At 51.6% G+C, this 18,972-nt stretch carries 12 protein-coding genes and 1 riboswitch; of the genes, 5 read left to right on the top strand and 7 right to left on the bottom strand.

The genetic code is table 11. The features are described from left to right. The first annotated feature begins 102 nt into the window (after nt 1-102). From M977_RS12240 to M977_RS12225, 4 genes are all read left to right on the top strand, one after another. Nucleotides 103-1,908, top strand: coding sequence for a cation:proton antiporter (locus M977_RS12240; RefSeq protein WP_064515337.1), 1,806 nt, complete (start codon nt 103-105; stop codon nt 1,906-1,908). 51 nt (nt 1,909-1,959) lie between these two features. Next, nucleotides 1,960-2,136, top strand: a riboswitch (Lysine riboswitch). A 191-nt stretch (nt 2,137-2,327) separates the two neighbouring features. Next, nucleotides 2,328-3,683 carry a lysine-sensitive aspartokinase 3 gene (lysC, locus tag M977_RS12235; protein ID WP_064515335.1) on the top strand — a complete coding sequence of 452 codons (1,356 nt, stop codon included), beginning with the start codon at nt 2,328-2,330 and terminating at the stop codon, nt 3,681-3,683. 92 nt (nt 3,684-3,775) lie between these two features. Then, the gene (panS, locus tag M977_RS12230; protein WP_064515332.1) at nt 3,776-4,723 is read left to right on the top strand and encodes a ketopantoate/pantoate/pantothenate transporter PanS; all 948 of its coding nucleotides are present in this window, start codon (nt 3,776-3,778) and stop codon (nt 4,721-4,723) included. Between the two features lie 197 nt (nt 4,724-4,920). After that, the gene (locus tag M977_RS12225) at nt 4,921-5,193 is read left to right on the top strand and encodes a YjbD family protein (protein WP_064515331.1); all 273 of its coding nucleotides are present in this window, start codon (nt 4,921-4,923) and stop codon (nt 5,191-5,193) included. Between the two features lies 1 nt (nt 5,194). On the opposite strand, the gene rluF is transcribed toward M977_RS12225, so the two are convergent. From rluF to metH, 3 genes are all read right to left on the bottom strand, one after another. Further along, nucleotides 5,195-6,073, bottom strand: coding sequence for a 23S rRNA pseudouridine(2604) synthase RluF (gene rluF, locus M977_RS12220; RefSeq protein WP_064515328.1), 879 nt, complete (start codon nt 6,071-6,073; stop codon nt 5,195-5,197). Between the two features lie 144 nt (nt 6,074-6,217). Then, the gene (locus M977_RS12215; RefSeq protein ID WP_064515325.1) at nt 6,218-7,846 is read right to left on the bottom strand and encodes a Na/Pi cotransporter family protein; all 1,629 of its coding nucleotides are present in this window, start codon (nt 7,844-7,846) and stop codon (nt 6,218-6,220) included. Between the two features lie 237 nt (nt 7,847-8,083). Beyond that, nucleotides 8,084-11,767, bottom strand: coding sequence for a methionine synthase (metH, locus tag M977_RS12210; protein ID WP_064515323.1), 3,684 nt, complete (start codon nt 11,765-11,767; stop codon nt 8,084-8,086). A gap of 184 nt (nt 11,768-11,951) precedes the next feature. Here metH and iclR point away from each other — a divergent pair, with 184 nt between their 5' ends. Further along, a complete protein-coding gene (iclR, locus tag M977_RS12205) occupies nt 11,952-12,785 on the top strand; it encodes a glyoxylate bypass operon transcriptional repressor IclR (RefSeq protein WP_064515489.1) in 834 nt (277 codons plus the stop codon). On the opposite strand, the gene aceK is transcribed toward iclR, so the two are convergent. The 4 genes from aceK to metA form a co-directional block, all read right to left on the bottom strand. Beyond that, nucleotides 12,782-14,524, bottom strand: coding sequence for a bifunctional isocitrate dehydrogenase kinase/phosphatase (gene aceK / locus M977_RS12200; RefSeq protein WP_064515321.1), 1,743 nt, complete (start codon nt 14,522-14,524; stop codon nt 12,782-12,784). The genes iclR and aceK overlap by 4 nt on opposite strands. Nucleotides 14,525-14,625: 101 nt before the next feature. Then, a complete protein-coding gene (gene aceA, locus M977_RS12195) occupies nt 14,626-15,936 on the bottom strand; it encodes an isocitrate lyase (protein WP_064515319.1) in 1,311 nt (436 codons plus the stop codon). Between the two features lie 31 nt (nt 15,937-15,967). Further along, the gene (gene aceB / locus M977_RS12190; RefSeq protein WP_064515317.1) at nt 15,968-17,566 is read right to left on the bottom strand and encodes a malate synthase A; all 1,599 of its coding nucleotides are present in this window, start codon (nt 17,564-17,566) and stop codon (nt 15,968-15,970) included. Nucleotides 17,567-17,825: 259 nt separating this feature from the next. Further along, nucleotides 17,826-18,755 (bottom strand): homoserine O-acetyltransferase MetA, encoded by a 930-nt coding sequence (metA, locus tag M977_RS12185; protein ID WP_064515315.1) that lies wholly within the window; start codon nt 18,753-18,755, stop codon nt 17,826-17,828. Between the last annotated feature and the right edge of the window lie 217 nt (nt 18,756-18,972).

Here is an 18,972-nt window from a genome sequence, read left to right as displayed (position 1 = left end):
TGTGCCCGCTAAAAAGTTGCCGGGGTGGACTCAGCCCTCGATGACCCCGTCTACACTGAGAAAAACAGTATGGCTTCGTAAACCAGGTAAGGTAAAAATTTTATGGAACTGTCTGTACCCCTTTTGTTGGTGGTCATCACGATCAGTTCGCTGGCGGCGCAATGGCTGGCGTGGGCAATTCGGCTACCGGCCATTCTGCCTTTGCTGTTATTCGGTTTGATTCTTGGCCCGTTTACTCACGTGCTCAACCCTGATCAATTGTTTGGCGAACTGCTGTTTCCTATTGTCTCCTTATCGGTCGCCATTATTTTGTTCGAGGGTGCCCTTACCCTGCGTTTTGATGAGATTCGCGGATTAGGCGGCGTGGTGCGCAATCTGGTGAGCGTCGGAATGCTGGCGACATTTGGGGTGATTAGCGTCGCCTGTTGGTGGCTACTGGGCTTAGACCCTGCGTTGGCCGCGCTGGTGGGCGCCGTTACGGTTGTTACCGGCCCGACAGTTATCGCACCGCTAATGCGCGTGGTGCGCCCCAATGCTGCAATTAATCAGGTGCTGCGCTGGGAAGGGATTGTTATCGACCCGGTCGGTGCAATCTTCACATTATTAGTTTTCGAATTTATTACGCTACGCCATGAGGCGGGCTCAAACCTGCACCTGGTGATTATCTTCGCGCAAACAGTGGTTGTAGGGTTAGCCTGCGGCGCGCTGTTTGGCTGGCTACTTGGCACGGCATTAAAGCGGGTGTGGCTCCCAGGTTATCTACAAAACTTTGCGGTACTGGCTGTGGTCTTGCTGACCTTTGGGCTATCAAATACGCTGGCCGATGAGTCAGGTTTACTGGCAGTCACGGTACTGGGAATCTGGCTTGCGAATATGCGTGATGTGGATGTCAGCGACATCGTCGCCTTCAAAGAAGAACTCTCAGCAATTCTTATCTCGGCGCTGTTTATTATTCTTGCCGCCCGCCTCGATATTCATGGCGTGCTGGCGATGGGTTGGCCGCTGGTTGCTTTGCTGCTGGTGATTCAGTTTGTCGCCCGCCCATTATGCATTGCAATTTCTACCCTCGGTTCGTCGTTAACCCTGCGCGAAAAGTTGCTGTTAAGTTGGATTTCTCCACGCGGAATTGTCGCGGCAGCAGTCAGTTCATTATTCGCGCTGACGCTACAAAAAAGCGGTTATGAAGGCGCGGATAAACTCGTGAGTGTGGTGTTCGCCATTATTATTGGCACCGTAGTTTTGCAAAGCCTGACCAGCGGACCGCTTGCCAGGTGGCTCGGCGTACAACAACATAAACCTCGTGGCGTACTGATTATTGGGGCGAATACTGTCGCGCGAACGCTCGCCCACGCGCTGGTGAAGCAAAATATACCTGTCATTCTCACCGACAATAGCTGGGAATATTACCGTCTGGCTCGCATGGAAGGGTTACCAGCCTATTACGGCAACGCATGGTCCGAACATGCTGAAAACTTTCTCGATTTAAGCAATACCGCCCAGGTGTTGGCACTTTCGCCAAATCGGCATCAAAACGCGCTGGCGGTTTATCATTTCAGCCACCTTTTTGGTAACGATAAGGTATTCGCTATTCGTTCCGGCACGGTTCTAAAAGGTCGAGCCAGCAACGAAAGCGCGCGCTTTCGCCGCCATGAGAAACTTTTTCCTGAAGATGTCACCTGGAGTAGTTTGAGCAGTCTGTTAGCCAAAGGTGCGACCATAAAAGCGACACGTCTGAATGAAAGTTTTGGCTGGCTGGAATATCTGGAGAAAAATCGCGGTGTCGTGCCACTTTTTGCCCGTCTTGAAGAAGGAAAAACTATTGCGATAAATGGAAAAACTACCCCAACGCTTCCCTGCACGCTGATTGCACTAGTGCAGAATGAAAAATCCATATCTTCCAGAAGTTGACATCTGGCGCATAAAATTTTATTTCTATACGGCTACTTGCTCACTTGTGAGTAAGCCAGAAGAGGCGCGCCGCCCAGGTATCGTGTTTGAGGAGCCAATCCGCAGACGACACAGGAGGGGGAGCGGCGCCGAGGTAGTGTGCGTATGGCAGCGTGCATTATCGGCCACGGGGGCTGAATCCCTTGGGCTGTCACCAGGAGCATCTCATAATCGAATGCTCCAATATATTCTCCGAATTTATTGGCTTTGCAGCAGCGTTGTCTGCGGCGTCAAGAAATCGGGGAAACAAGGTGGGGCGCTTCTGGGTGTATCGTAGTTCAGAACTTCTATTCTACGTCTGCCCCGTATCCCGCTCTTCCCTTGTGCCAAGGCTAATTTATTTTTTTGCCATAACAATGGCTCCCTGACACGAGGCTGTAATGTCCTACCCACAAACCGTTATTGCCAAATTTGGCGGCACCAGCGTTGCAGATTACGACGCGATGAACCGCAGCGCCGACGTGGTGCTGGCTGATGAACACGTTCGCGTTGTCGTCCTTTCCGCATCGGCGGGTATCACCAATTTGCTAGTTGCGCTGGCAAACGGTCTGGAAGCTACAGAGCGTTTTGTTAAGCTCGATGCGATCCGCAAAATTCAATATGACATTGTCGAGCGTCTGGCAAATCCGCAAATCATCCGCGAAGAAGTTGAACGTCTGCTTGAAAACATCACCACGCTAGCTGAAGCGGCATCTCTTGCTACTTCTACCGCGTTAACTGACGAACTGGTTAGCCACGGTGAATTGATGTCTACGCTGCTGTTTGTGGAGATCCTGCGCGAGCGCAAAGTTGATGCCCAGTGGTTCGATATCCGCAAAATCATGCGCACCAATGACCGATTTGGTCGTGCTGAACCAGATGTCGCCACATTAGCAGAACTGGCAAATCAACAGCTTCAGCCTCGCCTGGCTCAATCTCTGGTTATCACTCAAGGTTTTATTGGTAGTGAAGCGAAAGGCCGCACTACCACGCTTGGACGTGGCGGCAGCGACTATACAGCGGCGCTGTTGGGTGAAGCACTGCATGCCAGCCGCGTTGATATCTGGACTGACGTGCCGGGGATTTACACCACCGACCCACGTGTGGTGCCAGCGGCAAAACGCATCGACAAAATTGCTTTTGAAGAAGCAGCTGAAATGGCAACATTCGGCGCAAAAGTATTGCATCCGGCGACATTAATGCCCGCAGTGCGTAGCGATATTCCGGTGTTTGTCGGCTCCAGCAAAGACCCCAAAGCAGGTGGTACACTGGTTTGTAACAAAACAGAAAATCCACCGCTGTTCCGTGCTCTGGCATTACGTCGTAAACAAACCCTGGTGACGCTGAATAGCCTGAGCATGCTGCACTCCCATGGTTTCCTGGCAGAAGTGTTCAACATTCTGGCGCAACATAATGTTTCTGTTGATTTGATTACCACTTCAGAAGTTAGCATTGCGCTGACGCTTGATACCACGGGTTCAACTTCCAATAGTGATAGCCCGCTGACCACGTCGCTGCTGACCGAACTTTCCTCACTGTGTCGTGTAGAAGTGGAAGAAAACCTCGCCCTGATTGCCATCATCGGCAACAAACTTTCCCAGGCCTGCGGCGTGGGCAAAGAGGTGTTTGGCGTTCTCGATCCCTTCAATATCCGCATGATTTGCTATGGCGCATCCAGCTACAACCTCTGTTTCCTGGTACCTGGCGACGACGCAGAACAAGTGGTGCAGACACTTCATCACAATCTGTTTGAATAAAATGCCCATATAAGTAATTAATACCAAATGCCGGGCTCGATCCCGGCATTTTTATAACCATAAAACAACACAACACTTGCAAGGATCTCACTATGCTCGCTTCATTAACCCGGCTGTTTCCGCTGTGGGCGGTGCTGCTGTCTGTACTCGCTTATTACACTCCCGGCACCTTCACGCCTATTGGCCCTTGGGTTAGCACACTTTTAATGCTGATCATGTTTGGGATGGGCGTGCATCTGCGCATTGATGATTTTAAGCGCGTGCTGTCACGCCCGGCACCTGTCGCGGCTGGTACGTTCCTGCATTATCTGGTTATGCCCCTGGCGGCCTGGGTTCTGGCGAAGCTGTTTCATATGCCGCCGGACCTCTCAGCAGGTATGGTTTTGGTCGGCAGCGTAGCGAGCGGAACGGCATCAAATGTCATGATTTATCTGGCAAAAGGGGATGTGGCGCTGTCAGTGACGATTTCTTCGGTGTCCACTCTGGTAGGCGTCTTCGCGACACCGTTGCTTACCCGTCTCTATGTTGATGCAGATATCAAAGTCGACGTGATGGGCATGTTACTGAGCATCCTGCAAATCGTGGTTATTCCTATTGGTTTGGGTTTGATCGTGCACCACCTGTTCCCACGTCTTGTGAAGCGCGTTGAGCCTTATCTGCCTGCATTTTCGATGCTCTGTATTCTGGCAATCATCAGCGCGGTGGTAGCAGGTTCAGCCTCTCATATCGCGTCTGTGGGCTTGATGGTTATTGTTGCCGTGATTTTGCATAACGGAATTGGCTTGTTGAGCGGATATTGGGGCGGGCGCCTGTTTGGCTTCGACGAATCCACATGCCGAACCCTAGCAATTGAAGTCGGTATGCAGAACTCCGGGCTTGCTGCCACGCTCGGCAAAATCTACTTCTCGCCGTTGGCTGCCCTGCCCGGCGCACTGTTCTCGGTGTGGCATAACCTTTCTGGCTCACTGCTGGCAGGTTACTGGTCCGGCAAACCGGTTGATGGGAAAAAAGATAAAAGTTTGAAAAAACGTCGCACCTGAAAAATGAGCGGATACAAAAAAAGCCCGGGGAAACCGGGTTTTTTGCTTTTAACTCAACGAAACGCTGACCAATCTGCCCATGAAACTGAGCATATTTACCAACATTTTAGGGTAACTTTGCGACCAGACGCTGATTTTTACTGAGCCAGGGAGCAGTTTGCTTTACACTGGAGGCCACTTCTTAAGAGGCCGCAATAATGTCCACATCCAGACTGACACAACAAGACATGACCGAAGCCGAGCAGCGCGAATTGAAAACGCGGCTTGACCGCGCACGCATCGCCCATGGTCGCCCCCTGACAAACTCAGAAATCAACCACGTTAAAAAAACTTATATTGACCAACTGATAGCAGCACGTGAACAGGAGGCCAAAAAAGTCCGCCAGATTAAAAAGCAAAAAGCGGCAAAACCAGATACATCTGCAACTTATTCCTGGTCTGCAAACAGCCATTCACGTGGGAAGCGCTAATTTAGCGCCCCTTCTTCTTGCGCCCTGGCTGAGCAAAACGTTTACGTGAAGCCAGCTCTGCCGGGGTTTTAGCAGCACTCTTCGGCCCGCTAACGACAGGTTTTTTCACCGCAACCGCCTTCGGTTTGGCTTTTGCTTTGGCCGCCGGTTTCGCTTCAGAAGACGAATTCTCAATCAGCTTAAACAATTCAACTAACTCATCGTCGGTTAAATCACGCCACTCGCCCAACGGCAGACCTTTCATGCTGACATTCATGATGCGGGTACGCTCAAGCTTCGTCACGTCATAACCAAAGTGTTCGCACATACGGCGAATCTGGCGGTTGAGCCCTTGCACCAGCGTGATACGAAACACAAAGGGAGCTTCTTTCTTCACTTTGCATTTCTTGGTGACAGTTCCTAGCATCGGAACGCCTGCCCCCATACCGCGAATGAACTCATCGGTTACTGGTTTGTTTACCGTAACGACATATTCTTTTTCGTGGTCATTCCCGGCACGCAGGATTTTATTCACCAGATCGCCATGATTGGTGAGGAAAATCAGACCCTGAGAGTCTTTATCTAAGCGCCCAATCGGGAAAACGCGTTTGCTGTGGTTAACGAAATCGACAATGTTGTCTTTCTCACCATCTTCGGTGGTACTTACAATGCCCACTGGCTTATTGAGTGCGATAAGTACCAGATCGTCTTCGTCACGGGGTTCGATTAGCTGACCGTTGACCTTCACCACATCTCCGGCAAATACCTGATCGCCAATCGCGGCGCGTTTGCCGTTAATAAAAACATTTCCCTGTTCGATGTAACGGTCGGCGTCGCGGCGGGAGCAGATACCGCTCTCGCTAATGTATTTGTTCAGACGTATAGATGAGTTGGTCAGCATGGTTCCTCCGTAAAACCTGGAATATACCTTACATGAAGGGCGATGCGAACAGACTCGGGCAACAAACTCGAAGTTCATTGCCCGCAAAGGGGGTTATTTAGCAGGCATCGCCGCAATTACGGCTAACTGAAAGTGCCTTTTCGATTAGTACTCGTCCCTTTCGTCATCGTCAGGCTGTTCAAGTACGCTGTATGCGACCGCGCAAAACAGTGAGTTCAGGCGCTTCATATCACCAAGCAAACCGAGGTGTAGTGAGCTGGTTTCAATGCTCTGCACGTTTTGCTGATGCAGGCGGTCAACGTGTGCGTGTGAGAATCGGCGGTTAAGAATACGGAAGCGATGCTTATTACGGCGCAAACGGCGCGCGCTGTTCACATCGGCGGAGAAAAATACCGACAGGCTGAGCTTCAGGTTGCTGGTTAACTGTTGGAGCAGAATATCCAGTTCTTTCAGGCCATCTGGCGAGAATGCCCGACGAGTGGCCAGCGATTTATCCGCGACTTCACTCCCCATGCGCTCAAGAATATCTGCCGCCTGCTCCAGGTTTAGCGACATTTCAATAATCTCTGCCCAGCGACGGGATTCGACTTCTGCCAGTTCCTCTTTCTGCATTTGCGCCATATACAGTTTGATTGCGGTATAGAGCACATCGACATCATCGGCGAGCTTACGCAGTTCCTTCTCCTGGCGCGGCTCTCCGTGCATCACCTTGCTCCAGGTTTCCAGCATTTGCTCCAGCACATCACCCATACGCAAGGTTTCACGCGCTGCGTTGGATAGGCCTAGTGCTGGGGTATCCAACGCCGTTACATCAAGATGTTTCGGCTTCATACGCGCATCAACTTCAGGAGTTTCACTAATCACGCTACGGCAAAAACGTGCCATTACGCCGGCAAATGGCACCATTGCCAGGCAGCGAATCAGGTTGTAGAACACGTGGAAGTAGATAACCAGTTCGGATTCCGGCTGCGGCAGCTTGTGCATCGTATCCGCCAGGATATGAACAAACGGCAGCACAATCACGCCGCCCACCAGCTTGAATAGCAAACTGCCGAGCGCTACACGGCGCGCCGCAGCATTGGCGGTGCTGTTGTTGATCATCGCCAACAAGCCAGAACCGAGGTTGGCACCAATCACCAGGCACAGCGCGACATCAAACGAAATAACCCCTGTTGAGGTCAGTGTGGCGGTCAGCAAAACGGCGGCAAGGCTGGAATAACTGATGATGGCAAACATTGCGCCAATCAGGGCATCAAGCATGATGTCGCCGGTCAACGAAGCGAAGATAACCTTCACGCCCGAGCCTTGCATCATCGGCGTGACCGCACTAACGATTAGCTCCAGTGCCAGCAAAATCAGCCCAAGGCCAATACCGACGCGCCCGAGTTGCCCGGCACGAGTCTGTTTACGGCTGAGGAAGAAAATAACGCCAAGGAAGATGAGTAACGGCGAAAGCCAGGACAAATCAAAGGTCAGTATTCGCGCCATCAACGCGGTACCAACATCAGCGCCCAGAACTATCACCAGCGCAGGGGTAAGCGCCACCAGGTCCTGTGCCACAAAAGAGGTGACCAACATTGTGGTGGCGTTGCTACTTTGCACCAGTGCGGTTACGCCAATACCTGCGCAAAAGGCGAATGGTTTTTTTTCAACACTGCGGCTAAGTACGCTACGGAGATTTGCACCGTAAACGCGCATGATGCCGGTACGCACAATGTGCGTGCCCCATACCAGTAGCGCCACCGCAGAAAGTAGATGCAGTAATGTCAGCACTCATTCTCCCAGTCAATTGACGTTAAGAAATTCCTTCTCTTTCCAGTATATAACGCCTGGCGAGATTTAAACGTTTCGGGATGTAAGAAGGGGAAAAGGAAGGAATTCATTGTCGATCGTCGGTGTCGCAGCCAGTTTGAACTCGGACAGCGCACAGCCCCCTCACGTACACGTAGTACGTGAGGGGGGCGAGCACTGCCCAGGTTCAAAATGGCAAGTAAACCAAGTCGAAGCGGATTAGTCCGCGTCGTAACCGAGGTTAGGTGCTAACCAACGCTCCACATCCGTAACCGACATCCCTTTACGACGCGCATAATCTTGCACCTGGTCACGCTGAATCTGCGCCACGGCGTAATATTTGCTGTCAGGATGGCTGAAGTACCAGCCAGAAACTGATGCACCTGGCCACATGGCGTAGGATTCGGTGAGTTTCATCCCCACCACATTTTCGACGTCCAGCAGTTCCCAGATAGTCGCTTTTTCAGTGTGTTCCGGGCAGGCCGGGTAACCCGGTGCCGGGCGAATCCCTTGATAGTTTTCGCGGATAAGCTCTTCGTTGCTGAGGTTCTCTGTTGGCGCGTAGCCCCAGTAAACCTTGCGCACACGCTCATGCAAGTATTCCGCAAAAGCTTCAGCCAGACGGTCAGACAACGCTTTCACCATGATTTTATTATAATCATCATGTTGCGCTTCATAACCTTCCGCTAATGCGTCTTCTTCCATGCCACCCGTGACCGCAAACGCACCGATGTAATCCGCTTTGCCACTATGTTTTGGCGCAACAAAGTCGGCCAGGCAGTAGTTGGCAAAACCGACTTTCTCGGTTTGCTGACGCAAGTGATGAGCTACCGTTTGCACGCGAGTCCTGGACTCATCGCGATAGATTTCGATGTCGTCATCCACACGGTTGGCCGGGAACAGGCCGACCACGCCGCGTGGGGTCAGCAGTTTTTCGTTATGCAGTTTGTCGAGCATGTCGTTAGCATCTTTGAACAAGCGTTTGGCTTCTTCACCCACCACTTCATCTTCCAGGATGCGTGGGTATTTCCCGGCCAGCGACCAGGTCATAAAGAACGGCGTCCAGTCGATGTAGTTACGCAGCGTTTCGATGCTTGCCGTTACTTCCTGCACACCAGGGCGATGCGGAACTGGCGGTGTATAGCTTGCCCAATCAAATGCGAGATCGTTTTCACGCGCAGCAGCAAGGGTAACTGGCGGAGTACGAGGCTTTTTACGCGCGTGTTGGGTACGAACAGTGACATATTCTTTGCGTGTGCGTTCCACAAACTCGTCGTGCTGAGTCGGAGAGAGCAGTGCTGCCACGACACCTACGGTACGTGAGGCATTCTGCACATAAACGGTCGGCCCGCTGTAGTTCTGCTCGATCTTAACCGCTGTGTGCGCTTTAGAGGTGGTAGCCCCGCCAATCAGCAGCGGCAGCGTAAAGCCCTGGCGCTCCATCTCTTTGGCAACGTTCACCATCTCATCGAGCGACGGCGTAATCAGGCCAGACAGGCCGATAATATCAGCACCCACTTCACGTGCCGTTTTCAAAATCTTCTCGGTTGGCACCATGACGCCAAGGTCGATGATTTCGTAGTTGTTACATTGCAGCACCACACCCACGATGTTTTTGCCGATGTCATGAACGTCGCCTTTCACCGTGGCGAGCACGATTTTGCCGTTGGTCGAGCCTTTCTCTTTGCTGGCTTCAATGTAAGGTTCGAGATACGCCACCGCCTGTTTCATTACGCGAGCGGACTTCACCACCTGCGGCAGGAACATTTTCCCTTCGCCAAACAGGTCGCCAACCACGTTCATGCCATCCATCAGCGGGCCTTCAATGACCTGGATCGGGCGTTCCGACTGCTGGCGGGCTTCTTCTGTATCGAGTTCAATAAACTCAGTGATACCTTTCACCAGTGAGTATTCAAGACGCTTTTTTACGTCCCAGCTACGCCATTCGGCTTGCTGTGCGGCCGCACCATCGTCACTTTTACTACCGCGATATTTCTCGGCCAGATCCAGCAAACGTTCGGTGCTGTCGTCGCGGCGGTTTAGAATTACGTCTTCTACCGCATCGCGTAATTCCTGCGAGAGATCGTCGTAAATCGCCAGTTGCCCGGCGTTAACAATCCCCATATCCATGCCATTACGGATTGCGTAGTAGAGGAATACCGCGTGAATCGCTTCGCGCACCGGGTCGTTACCACGGAAGGAGAACGACACGTTCGATACGCCGCCTGAAATCATCGCATGAGGCAGTTCGCGCTTGATGTCGGCACACGCGCCGATAAAGTCCTGGGCGTAGTTATTGTGCTCTTCAATGCCGGTCGCAACCGCAAAGATGTTCGGGTCAAAAATAATGTCTTCCGGTGGGAAGCCGACTTCTTCGGTCAGAATTTTGTAGGCGCGGCGGCAAATTTCGATTTTGCGCTCGCGGGTATCCGCCTGGCCGACTTCATCAAACGCCATGACCACCATCGCGGCACCGTAACGGCGCACCAGTTTGGCGTGATGGATAAACGGCTCAACGCCCTCTTTCATGGAGATGGAGTTAACGATGCCTTTGCCCTGAATGCACTTCAGGCCTTTTTCGATGACGTCCCATTTCGAGGAGTCAATCATGATTGGCACACGGGCAATATCTGGCTCGCCAGCAATCAGGTTGAGGAAACGCACCATCGCAGCTTCGGCGTCGAGCATCCCTTCATCCATGTTGATATCGATGATTTGCGCACCGCTTTCAACCTGCTGAAGCGCAACTTCCAGCGCTTCATTATATTTTTCTTCTTTGATCAGGCGCTTAAACTTGGCAGAGCCCGTGACGTTGGTACGCTCACCCACGTTGACAAACAGGCTATCGGCGCCAATGTTTAGCGGCTCAAGGCCCGCCAGACGGCATGCCACTGGCAGGTCGGGTATTTTACGTGGGGCAACACCTTCCACGGCTTTGCTCATGGCCGCAATGTGTGCAGGCGTGGTGCCGCAGCAACCGCCGATAATGTTCAGGAAACCGGCCTGCGCCCATTCGCCAATCTGACGCGCCATCTCAAAAGCATCGAGATCATATTCACCGAAGGCGTTTGGCAGACCTGCGTTCGGGTGCGCGGTAACATAGCAGTCAGCGATACGTGAAAGCTCAGCGACATACTGGCGTAGTTCATCTGGCCCCAACGCGCAGTTCAGACCGAAAGTCAGCGCATCAGCATGACGCAACGAGTTATAGAAGGCCTCGGTAGTTTGGCCGGAAAGAGTACGGCCTGAAGCGTCGGTGATGGTGCCGGAAATCATGATTGGTAGATCAACGCCCAGCGCTTCAAATTCGGTTTTAACCGCAAAAATAGCGGCTTTGGCATTCAGAGTATCGAACACCGTCTCAATCATGATGAGGTCAGATCCACCTTCCACCAGCGCACGAGTAGATTCGCGGTAGGCTTCAACCAGCAGATCAAAGGTCACGTTACGGAATGCCGGATCGTTCACGTCAGGTGAAATAGACGCAGTACGGTTAGTTGGGCCTAACACACCTGCCACGTAGCGTGGTTTTTCTGGTGTGCGTGCTGTCCATTCATCGGCACAGGCCCGGGCGAGTTTAGCCGCCTCAAAGTTGATTTCTGCCGACAGGGATTCCATTTGGTAATCCGCCATCGCGATGGTCGTTGAGTTGAAGGTGTTGGTTTCGACAATGTCGGCACCCGCTTCAAAATAGGCGTAGTGAATAGCGGCAATGATTTCCGGCTTGCTCAGCACCAGCAAGTCGTTGTTCCCTTTCAGATCACAAGGCCAGTCCGCAAAGCGCTCTCCGCGGAAATCGCTCTCATCAAGACGGTAGCTCTGGATCATGGTTCCCATACCACCATCCAGTACCAAAATGCGTTGTTGCAACTGCTGATGCAGTTTTTCTAATTTATTGCTCACTCTAACTCCCACCTGTTTACCCAAGCCTGTCAGCCCACAAGTCATACTGTCATAACTTGTAATAGTCGCAAAGCAATGGAACATGAGACATGTTCACCTGACTGATCCGATGAGTGGGTTGCTGGTTGCATTATCGCCAAATAAAACGAAAATGATTTCCACGATACGAAAATTGGAGTCAGTTATGGTTGCTGCCGTTCCCGCCAAACGTGGAAAAAAACCACGCGCTACCACAGTCGCTGCACCTCAGCCTACCGGGCAAGTTCAGTCACTGACTCGTGGTTTGAAACTGCTTGAATGGATTGCCGAATCGCACGGCAGTGTTGCTCTGACGGAGCTTGCACAACAGGCTGGCCTACCTAACTCCACCACGCATCGTCTGCTAACCACCATGCAGCAGCTGGGTTTTGTACGCCAGATTGGTGATTTAGGGCACTGGACGATTGGCGCACATGCATTTGTGGTTGGCAGTAGCTTCCTGCAAAGCCGTAATCTGCTGGCAATTGTTCACCCGATGCTGCGCAAGCTGATGGAAGATTCCGGTGAAACGGTGAATCTGGCGGTGCTCGACCATAGTGATCATCAGGCGATTATTATCGACCAGGTACAATGCGCGCAGTTGATGCGTATGTCAGCGCCGATTGGCGGCAAACTGCCCATGCATGCATCAGGCGCAGGGAAAGTGTTTCTCGCCAATCTGAGCGACGACCAGGTGGTCAATTTATTGCATCGCAACGGGCTGCATAGCTATACGCCGGCAACGCTCACTTCCCCGCTACACCTGAAAGAAGATTTGGCACAAACCCGTAAGCGTGGTTATTCATTTGATGATGAAGAGCATGCGCTGGGGCTGCGTTGTGTGGCGGCATGTATTTATGACGAGCACCATGAAGCCTTTGCCGCTATTTCGATTTCCGGGCCGATTTCACGCGTGACGGATGACCGCGTAACCGAGCTGGGTGCGCTGGTGATTAAAGCGGCGAAGGAGATTACTCAGGCTTATGGCGGCGGGCGCTAACCCGCCTGCTTTAAATCGCCAAAACGAAGAATAAACCGCTGGCGTTTACGATAAGCAAAAACATCTTCTACGTGGCCATTGCGGATACGTTCCTGCAACGCACGCCAATAATCAGCGCGGAACAAATCGCTGTGCATCTCATCAAATATCGAGCGAATACGCGGGTCGGCACATAAGTAATGGCGAAACTCTTCCGGGAACACATCCCCCGGCGCCACGCTGTACCAGGGCTCGGCTGAGAGTTCATCTTCGGGATAACGCGGCGGCGGTATAGCGCGGAAATTCACCTCAGTCATATAGCAAATTTCATCGTAATCGTAGAACACCACTCGCCCGTGGCGCGTCACGCCAAAGTTTTTAAACAGCATGTCGCCGGGGAATATATTAGCGGCGGCAAGCTGGCGGATAGAGTTACCGTATTCTTCCACCGCATCACGTAATTGCTGCCCTTCCACCTGCTCAAGCCACAAATTCAGTGGCACCATTCTGCGTTCAATATAAAGATGGCTAATGGCGATGCGGTCGCCAAGGTCGGTTAATTTTTCAGGAACTTCCTGCTGTAACAGCTCGAGCAGCGGCTGGCTAACCTGGTGTTTGGACAATACAAAGTTTTCAAACTCCTGGGTATCGGCCATGCGCCCGACACGATCGTGCTCTTTGACCAGCTGATAGCATTCGCGCACACGTTCGGCAGTCACCTCTTTTTGCGGCGCGAACTTGTCTTTAATCACTTTGAATACCCGGTCAAAACCGGGCAACGTAAACACCAACATCACCATGCCACGAATACCTGGCGCTTCAATAAACTGTTCGTCAGTGGCGGAGATGTATGTCAGATATTCGCGGTAACTTTCGGTTTTACCGTGTTTCTGGCAGCCAATTGCCATATACAGCTCGGCAGTAGTTTTACCAGGCAACAGCTCACGCAACCATTCCACCAAAGCCGCGGGCTGTGGTGCATAAACCATGAAATAGGAGCGGGCGAAACCGAAGACAATGCTCGCTTCGGCGGTGCTGGTTAAACAGGTATCAACGACCAGATGACCGTCATCGGTGCGATGAATCGGCAACAAAAAAGGCACTTTTCCGCCCGGCAAGACCAACTTACCCACAAGCCAGGCGGCTTTATTGCGATAAAACAGTTCGTTGGCGACTTCAAGGGAAGCCTGCTGCAAAGCATCAGTTCCGAAGGTTTCCGTCAGATGCGCAATGATGTAGCCCGCATCGCGCGCCAAATCTTGCCACGGCAGGCGCAATGGCAAATCTCTTAGCAAAGATCGCAAAAGTGGCTGCCAGGTTACAGCAGGGTTAAAGGTTTTTGACAGCGGACGAGGGATCTCACGAAAGCGCTTTTCTTCCTGAGAACTAAAAATAAAAAGCCGCTCGGGAGATAACGAGCGGTGATCGAAGAGCCGACAATAAACAGAATTGAAAAAGCTTTCGGCGATTTCAAAACGAGGGTAATCGGGCAATAACTGGGTGTACTGCGCTTTGACCCGCAGTAAAAACTCGTCGTCAGTATTGTGGCTGCCAGTGATGCAACGCAGTTGCTCCACCACCAGACCAACGTGATGATCATAGAGATGGATACGGCTTTTCATCGCCCGCTGAACCGCATGCCAGTCCGCTTGCTCAAACCGCTGCTGCGCACCCGCGGTTATTTCAAGAAAGCGACCATACTGCGCGTCAAAGCCTTGCAGGATGGTATGGGCAATTAACAGTTCCAACTGACGCGTCATGAGTTACTCCATGGTGGGTTTTTACTCTCACCCTCTCCTACAGGGTGAGGGGACTGGATTGGTTTTCTCCTTCTTAGGAGAAGGTCGGAATGAGGGTGGCTTTAGAATTGCTCTTCTTCCGTCGAACCCGTTAACGCAGTCACCGAAGACGCTCCACCTTGAATAATCGTCGTCACGCGGTCGAAATAACCGGTGCCCACTTCCTGCTGATGGGAAACGAAGGTGTAACCTTCAGGTGCTGCGGCAAATTCCGGTTGCTGCACTTTTTCCACGTAATGACGCATCCCTTCACCCTGTGCGTAAGCATGTGCCAGGTCGAACATGTTGAACCACATGCTGTGGATGCCTGCGAGCGTAATAAACTGGTATTTGTAGCCCATCGCGGAGAGCTCTTCCTGGAACGAGGCAATGGTTTTGTCGTCGAGGTTTTTCTTCCAGTTAAACGATGGCGAGCAGTTGTAGGCCAGCAATTTGCCAGGGAAGCGTGCATGAATAGCTTCAGCAAAGCGGCGAGCCTGGTCGAGGTCTGGTTTCGAAGTTTCACACCACACCAGGTCAGCGTATGGCGCATAAGCAAGTCCACGACTGATAGCTTGTTCAATGCCTGCACGCGTGCGGTAGAACCCTTCTTGTGTACGCTCGCCAGTCACAAACTCCCGGTCGTATTCGTCACAATCGGAGGTGATAAGATCCGCCGCATCAGCATCGGTACGCGCAATCACAAGCGTTGGCACGCCCATGACATCTGCCGCCAGACGTGCAGCGACTAATTTCTGAATCGCTTCCTGAGTCGGAACCAGTACTTTGCCGCCCATATGGCCGCATTTCTTCACGGAGGCCAGTTGGTCCTCAAAGTGAACTGCTGCCGCACCGGCCTGAATCATCGACTTCATCAACTCGAATGCATTCAGTACGCCACCAAAACCGGCTTCCGCATCGGCCACGATCGGCAGGTAGTAATCGACATAACGCGGATCGCCCTTTTCAATATTTGATGCCCATTGGATCTGATCAGCGCGGCGGAATGTGTTGTTGATCCGATCAACTACCGCAGGAACGGAGTTCGCCGGGTACAAAGATTGATCCGGGTACATGCTGGAAGCCAGGTTCGCATCAGCCGCCACCTGCCAGCCAGAAAGATAGATAGCTTCGATACCCGCTTTCGCCTGTTGCAATGCCTGCCCACCGGTTAACGCACCAAGGCTGTTGATGTAACCCTTTTTCGATTCACCATGCAGCAAACGCCACATTCTCGCCGCGCCATTTTGCGCCAGCGTGCATTCCGGATTCACCGAACCGCGCAGTTTAACCACCTCTTCTGCGCTGTACGGGCGCTTGATGCCTTCCCAGCGTGGCTGCGTCCAGTCTTGTTGTAATTGTTGGATTTGTTGGGTGCGAGAGATTTTAGTCATGGCAGATGCTCCATATTATTATTGAGTAAGATTAAGCAAGTAAGCGGTAGCCCGGCAGCGTCAGGAAGTCGATAAGCGTATCGGAGGTGGTGATCTGCTCCATCAGGCGAGCCGCTTCATCAAAACGCCCCTGGCTGAAACGTTTGTCACCCAACTCTTCCTGAATAACGAACATCTCCTCGGCCAGCATTTGGCGGAACAGCGCCTTAGTGACCGTTTCGCCGTTACTCAGCGTTTTTTCATGATGAATCCACTGCCAGATGGAGGTACGTGAGATTTCTGCTGTCGCGGCATCTTCCATCAGGCCGTAAATCGGTACGCAACCATTGCCGGAGATCCACGCTTCGATGTACTGCACAGCAACACGGATATTGGCACGCATGCCCGCTTCAGTACGCTCGCCGGGGCACGGCTCCAGTAGCTGCGCTGCGGTAACAGGTGAATCTTCTTCACGTAAAATATGCAGCTGGTTTTTATCGTCGCCCAATGTTTTGCTAAAGACTTCCATCACCGTGTCGGCCAGACCCGGGTGGGCAATCCATGTGCCGTCGTGGCCATTGGTCGCTTCCATTTGCTTATCCGCTTTGACTTTATTGAGCACCCAATCATTACGCTGGCTGTCTTTACTTGGAATAAATGCCGCCATGCCGCCCATAGCAAAAGCTCCACGGCGATGGCAGGTTTTGATAAGCAGACGGGAGTAAGCATTCAGGAAAGGCTTATCCATTGTGACGGACTGGCGATCGGGAAGAACGCGATCCGCATGGTTTTTCAGGGTTTTGATGTAGCTGAAGATGTAATCCCAACGGCCGCAGTTCAGGCCAACGATATGATCGCGCAGGGCATGCAGGATCTCATCCATCTGGAATACTGCTGGCAGTGTTTCAATCAGTAATGTCGCTTTGATGGTGCCACGCGGCAGGGAGAAATGATCTTCGGTGAAGCTGAAGACTTCGCTCCACCAGGCCGCTTCCTGCCAGGATTGGGTTTTCGGCAGGTAGAAATACGGGCCGCTTCCTTTTGCCAGCAGGGCATCTACGTTGTGGAAGAAGTAGAGTGCGAAATCAAACAGGCTGCCCGGAATGGGTTCGTCACGCCAGATGACGTGTTTTTCCGGTAAGTGCAGACCACGAACACGGCACACCAGTACCGCCGGGTCAGGCTTCAACTGGTAAATTTTTCCCGCTTCGTTTGTCCAGCTAATGGTGCCGCTGATGGCATCACGCAAGTTGATCTGACCATCGATAACTTTGCTCCAGCTCGGTGCCAGGGAGTCTTCAAAGTCGGCCATGAATACTTTGACGTTAGCGTTCAAAGCATTAATCACCATTTTGCGTTCAACCGGGCCAGTAATCTCGACACGCCTGTCCAGTAAATCTGCTGGGATCCCACGAACAGACCATTCAGATTCACGAATGGAACTTGTTTCCGAAATAAAGTCCGGAAGTTTACCGGCATCAATTTCCGCCTGCTGTACGGTGCGTGCCGCCAGCAACTTATTACGCTGTGGTGTAAAGCGGGTGACGAGTTCACTGAGAAACTCGACTGCATCAGGCGTCAGTATCTGTCGCTCTGGTTCACCAAACGGCTGGCTAAAGGCCAACTCTGCGCTAACTGTCTGTTGTGTCATTAGATCTCTCCCCTCATCTCATCCCGTCAATAACGCCAATTCTATCTGGTACGTCCAGTGTCTGGTTTTCACCCAACAGGGTTAAGACTACTTCATGATTTTCTAAAATCAAAAACAATTTCCATTTTTGAAATTAAAATCACTTATCATATTGATATTTATGAAATTAAAAATTATTCAGTGCGGGAAGTGATTTTTAGAAAACAAAAAAGGCACCCGAAGGTGCCTTGATCGTAGAGTAGACGGGATGCTGAAACGCTTAATCGAGAGTTGGGTTCATATGGCGTAGATCGAACGGTGTGATCTGGTAGACGTAGTAGTTTAGCCAGTTTGTGAACAGTAAATTCCCGTGGCTACGCCAGGTTGCATGTGGCTTTTTCTGCGGATCATTTCCAGGGAAATAGTTATAAGGCACATCAGGATTCAGACCTGCTTCTACATCGCGGAAATACTCACCTGAGAGCGTGTGCGAATCATATTCCGGATGGCCTGTCACAAACGCAATGCGCTTGTCTTTACTGCCGAAAAGATAAGCATCCCCTTCTTCTGACTCGGCCAGAACTTCGAGATCGGTGTAGTCACGAATCAACGATGCAGGGAAGTCGGCATAACGTGAATGGGGAGCCAGGAAGGAGTCATCAAAACCACGAGTCAGCAGAGCATGCGGGTAAGTGAGGTTATGCTCATATACGCCAGACAGTTTCTCTTTGCGCGTTTGCTTAGGAATACCATAGAGAATATTAAGTGCCGCCTGCACGGCCCAACAGACAAACAGAGTTGAGGTGACGTGATCTTTAGCCCAATGAATGACTTGTTCGATCTGCGGCCAGTAAGCCACATCGTTAAATTCCACCAAGCCTAATGGTGCACCAGTCACGATAAGCCCATCAAAATTTTCATCCTGAATATCGTCGAAATTACAGTAGAAATTATTGAGGTGCTCAGTTGGTGTATTACGGGATTCACGTGAATCAATGCGCAACAGCTGAACGTCAACCTGTAAAGGAGAGTTAGAAAGCAGACGTAAAAACTGGTTCTCCGTCTCAATCTTTTTCGGCATCAGATTAAGTATGAGCACTTTTAGCGGACGGATCTCCTGGTTGCTTGCGCGCGATGTCGTCATAACAAAGACATTCTCATCACGCAGGAAATTGACAGCTGGTAACTCATCCAGTACCCGAATTGGCATAACCTTTTACCCTCACAGCATACGTTTAAACGTTTAGACATCCAGATAGCTGAAGATATCCTGGTGCATGTCAAATGTCGAGTATTCATAAGATAGTTGAAAATGTTTCACTTAAGCACAGAGTTTACAGGTAGTGGAATAGACGGGGTAATCGTTGGTTTTGCAGTGGATTATAGGGTGGGTTGGCTTGCTCAGAGGCGGATAGGAAAGGTGATCG

The sequence above is a fragment of the Buttiauxella gaviniae ATCC 51604 genome (assembly GCF_001654835.1).
GTDB lineage: Bacteria > Pseudomonadota > Gammaproteobacteria > Enterobacterales > Enterobacteriaceae > Buttiauxella > Buttiauxella gaviniae.
The sequence above is the reverse complement of the archived record's forward strand: the minus strand, read 5'-3'. Positions and strand labels throughout refer to the sequence as shown.

Bases quoted from the DNA above. Each gene is read 5' to 3' on its own strand.
- aceB (WP_064515317.1), bottom strand. From the start codon at position 17,566: ATGACACAACAGACAGTTAGCGCAGAGTTGGCCTTTAGCCAGCCGTTT.
- metA (WP_064515315.1), bottom strand. From the start codon at position 18,755: ATGCCAATTCGGGTACTGGATGAGTTACCAGCTGTCAATTTCCTGCGT.
- panS (WP_064515332.1), top strand. From the start codon at position 3,776: ATGCTCGCTTCATTAACCCGGCTGTTTCCGCTGTGGGCGGTGCTGCTG.
- lysC (WP_064515335.1), top strand. From the start codon at position 2,328: ATGTCCTACCCACAAACCGTTATTGCCAAATTTGGCGGCACCAGCGTT.
- aceA (WP_064515319.1), bottom strand. From the start codon at position 15,936: ATGACTAAAATCTCTCGCACCCAACAAATCCAACAATTACAACAAGAC.
- aceK (WP_064515321.1), bottom strand. From the start codon at position 14,524: ATGACGCGTCAGTTGGAACTGTTAATTGCCCATACCATCCTGCAAGGC.
- M977_RS12225 (WP_064515331.1), top strand. From the start codon at position 4,921: ATGTCCACATCCAGACTGACACAACAAGACATGACCGAAGCCGAGCAG.
- rluF (WP_064515328.1), bottom strand. From the start codon at position 6,073: ATGCTGACCAACTCATCTATACGTCTGAACAAATACATTAGCGAGAGC.
- iclR (WP_064515489.1), top strand. From the start codon at position 11,952: ATGGTTGCTGCCGTTCCCGCCAAACGTGGAAAAAAACCACGCGCTACC.
- M977_RS12240 (WP_064515337.1), top strand. From the start codon at position 103: ATGGAACTGTCTGTACCCCTTTTGTTGGTGGTCATCACGATCAGTTCG.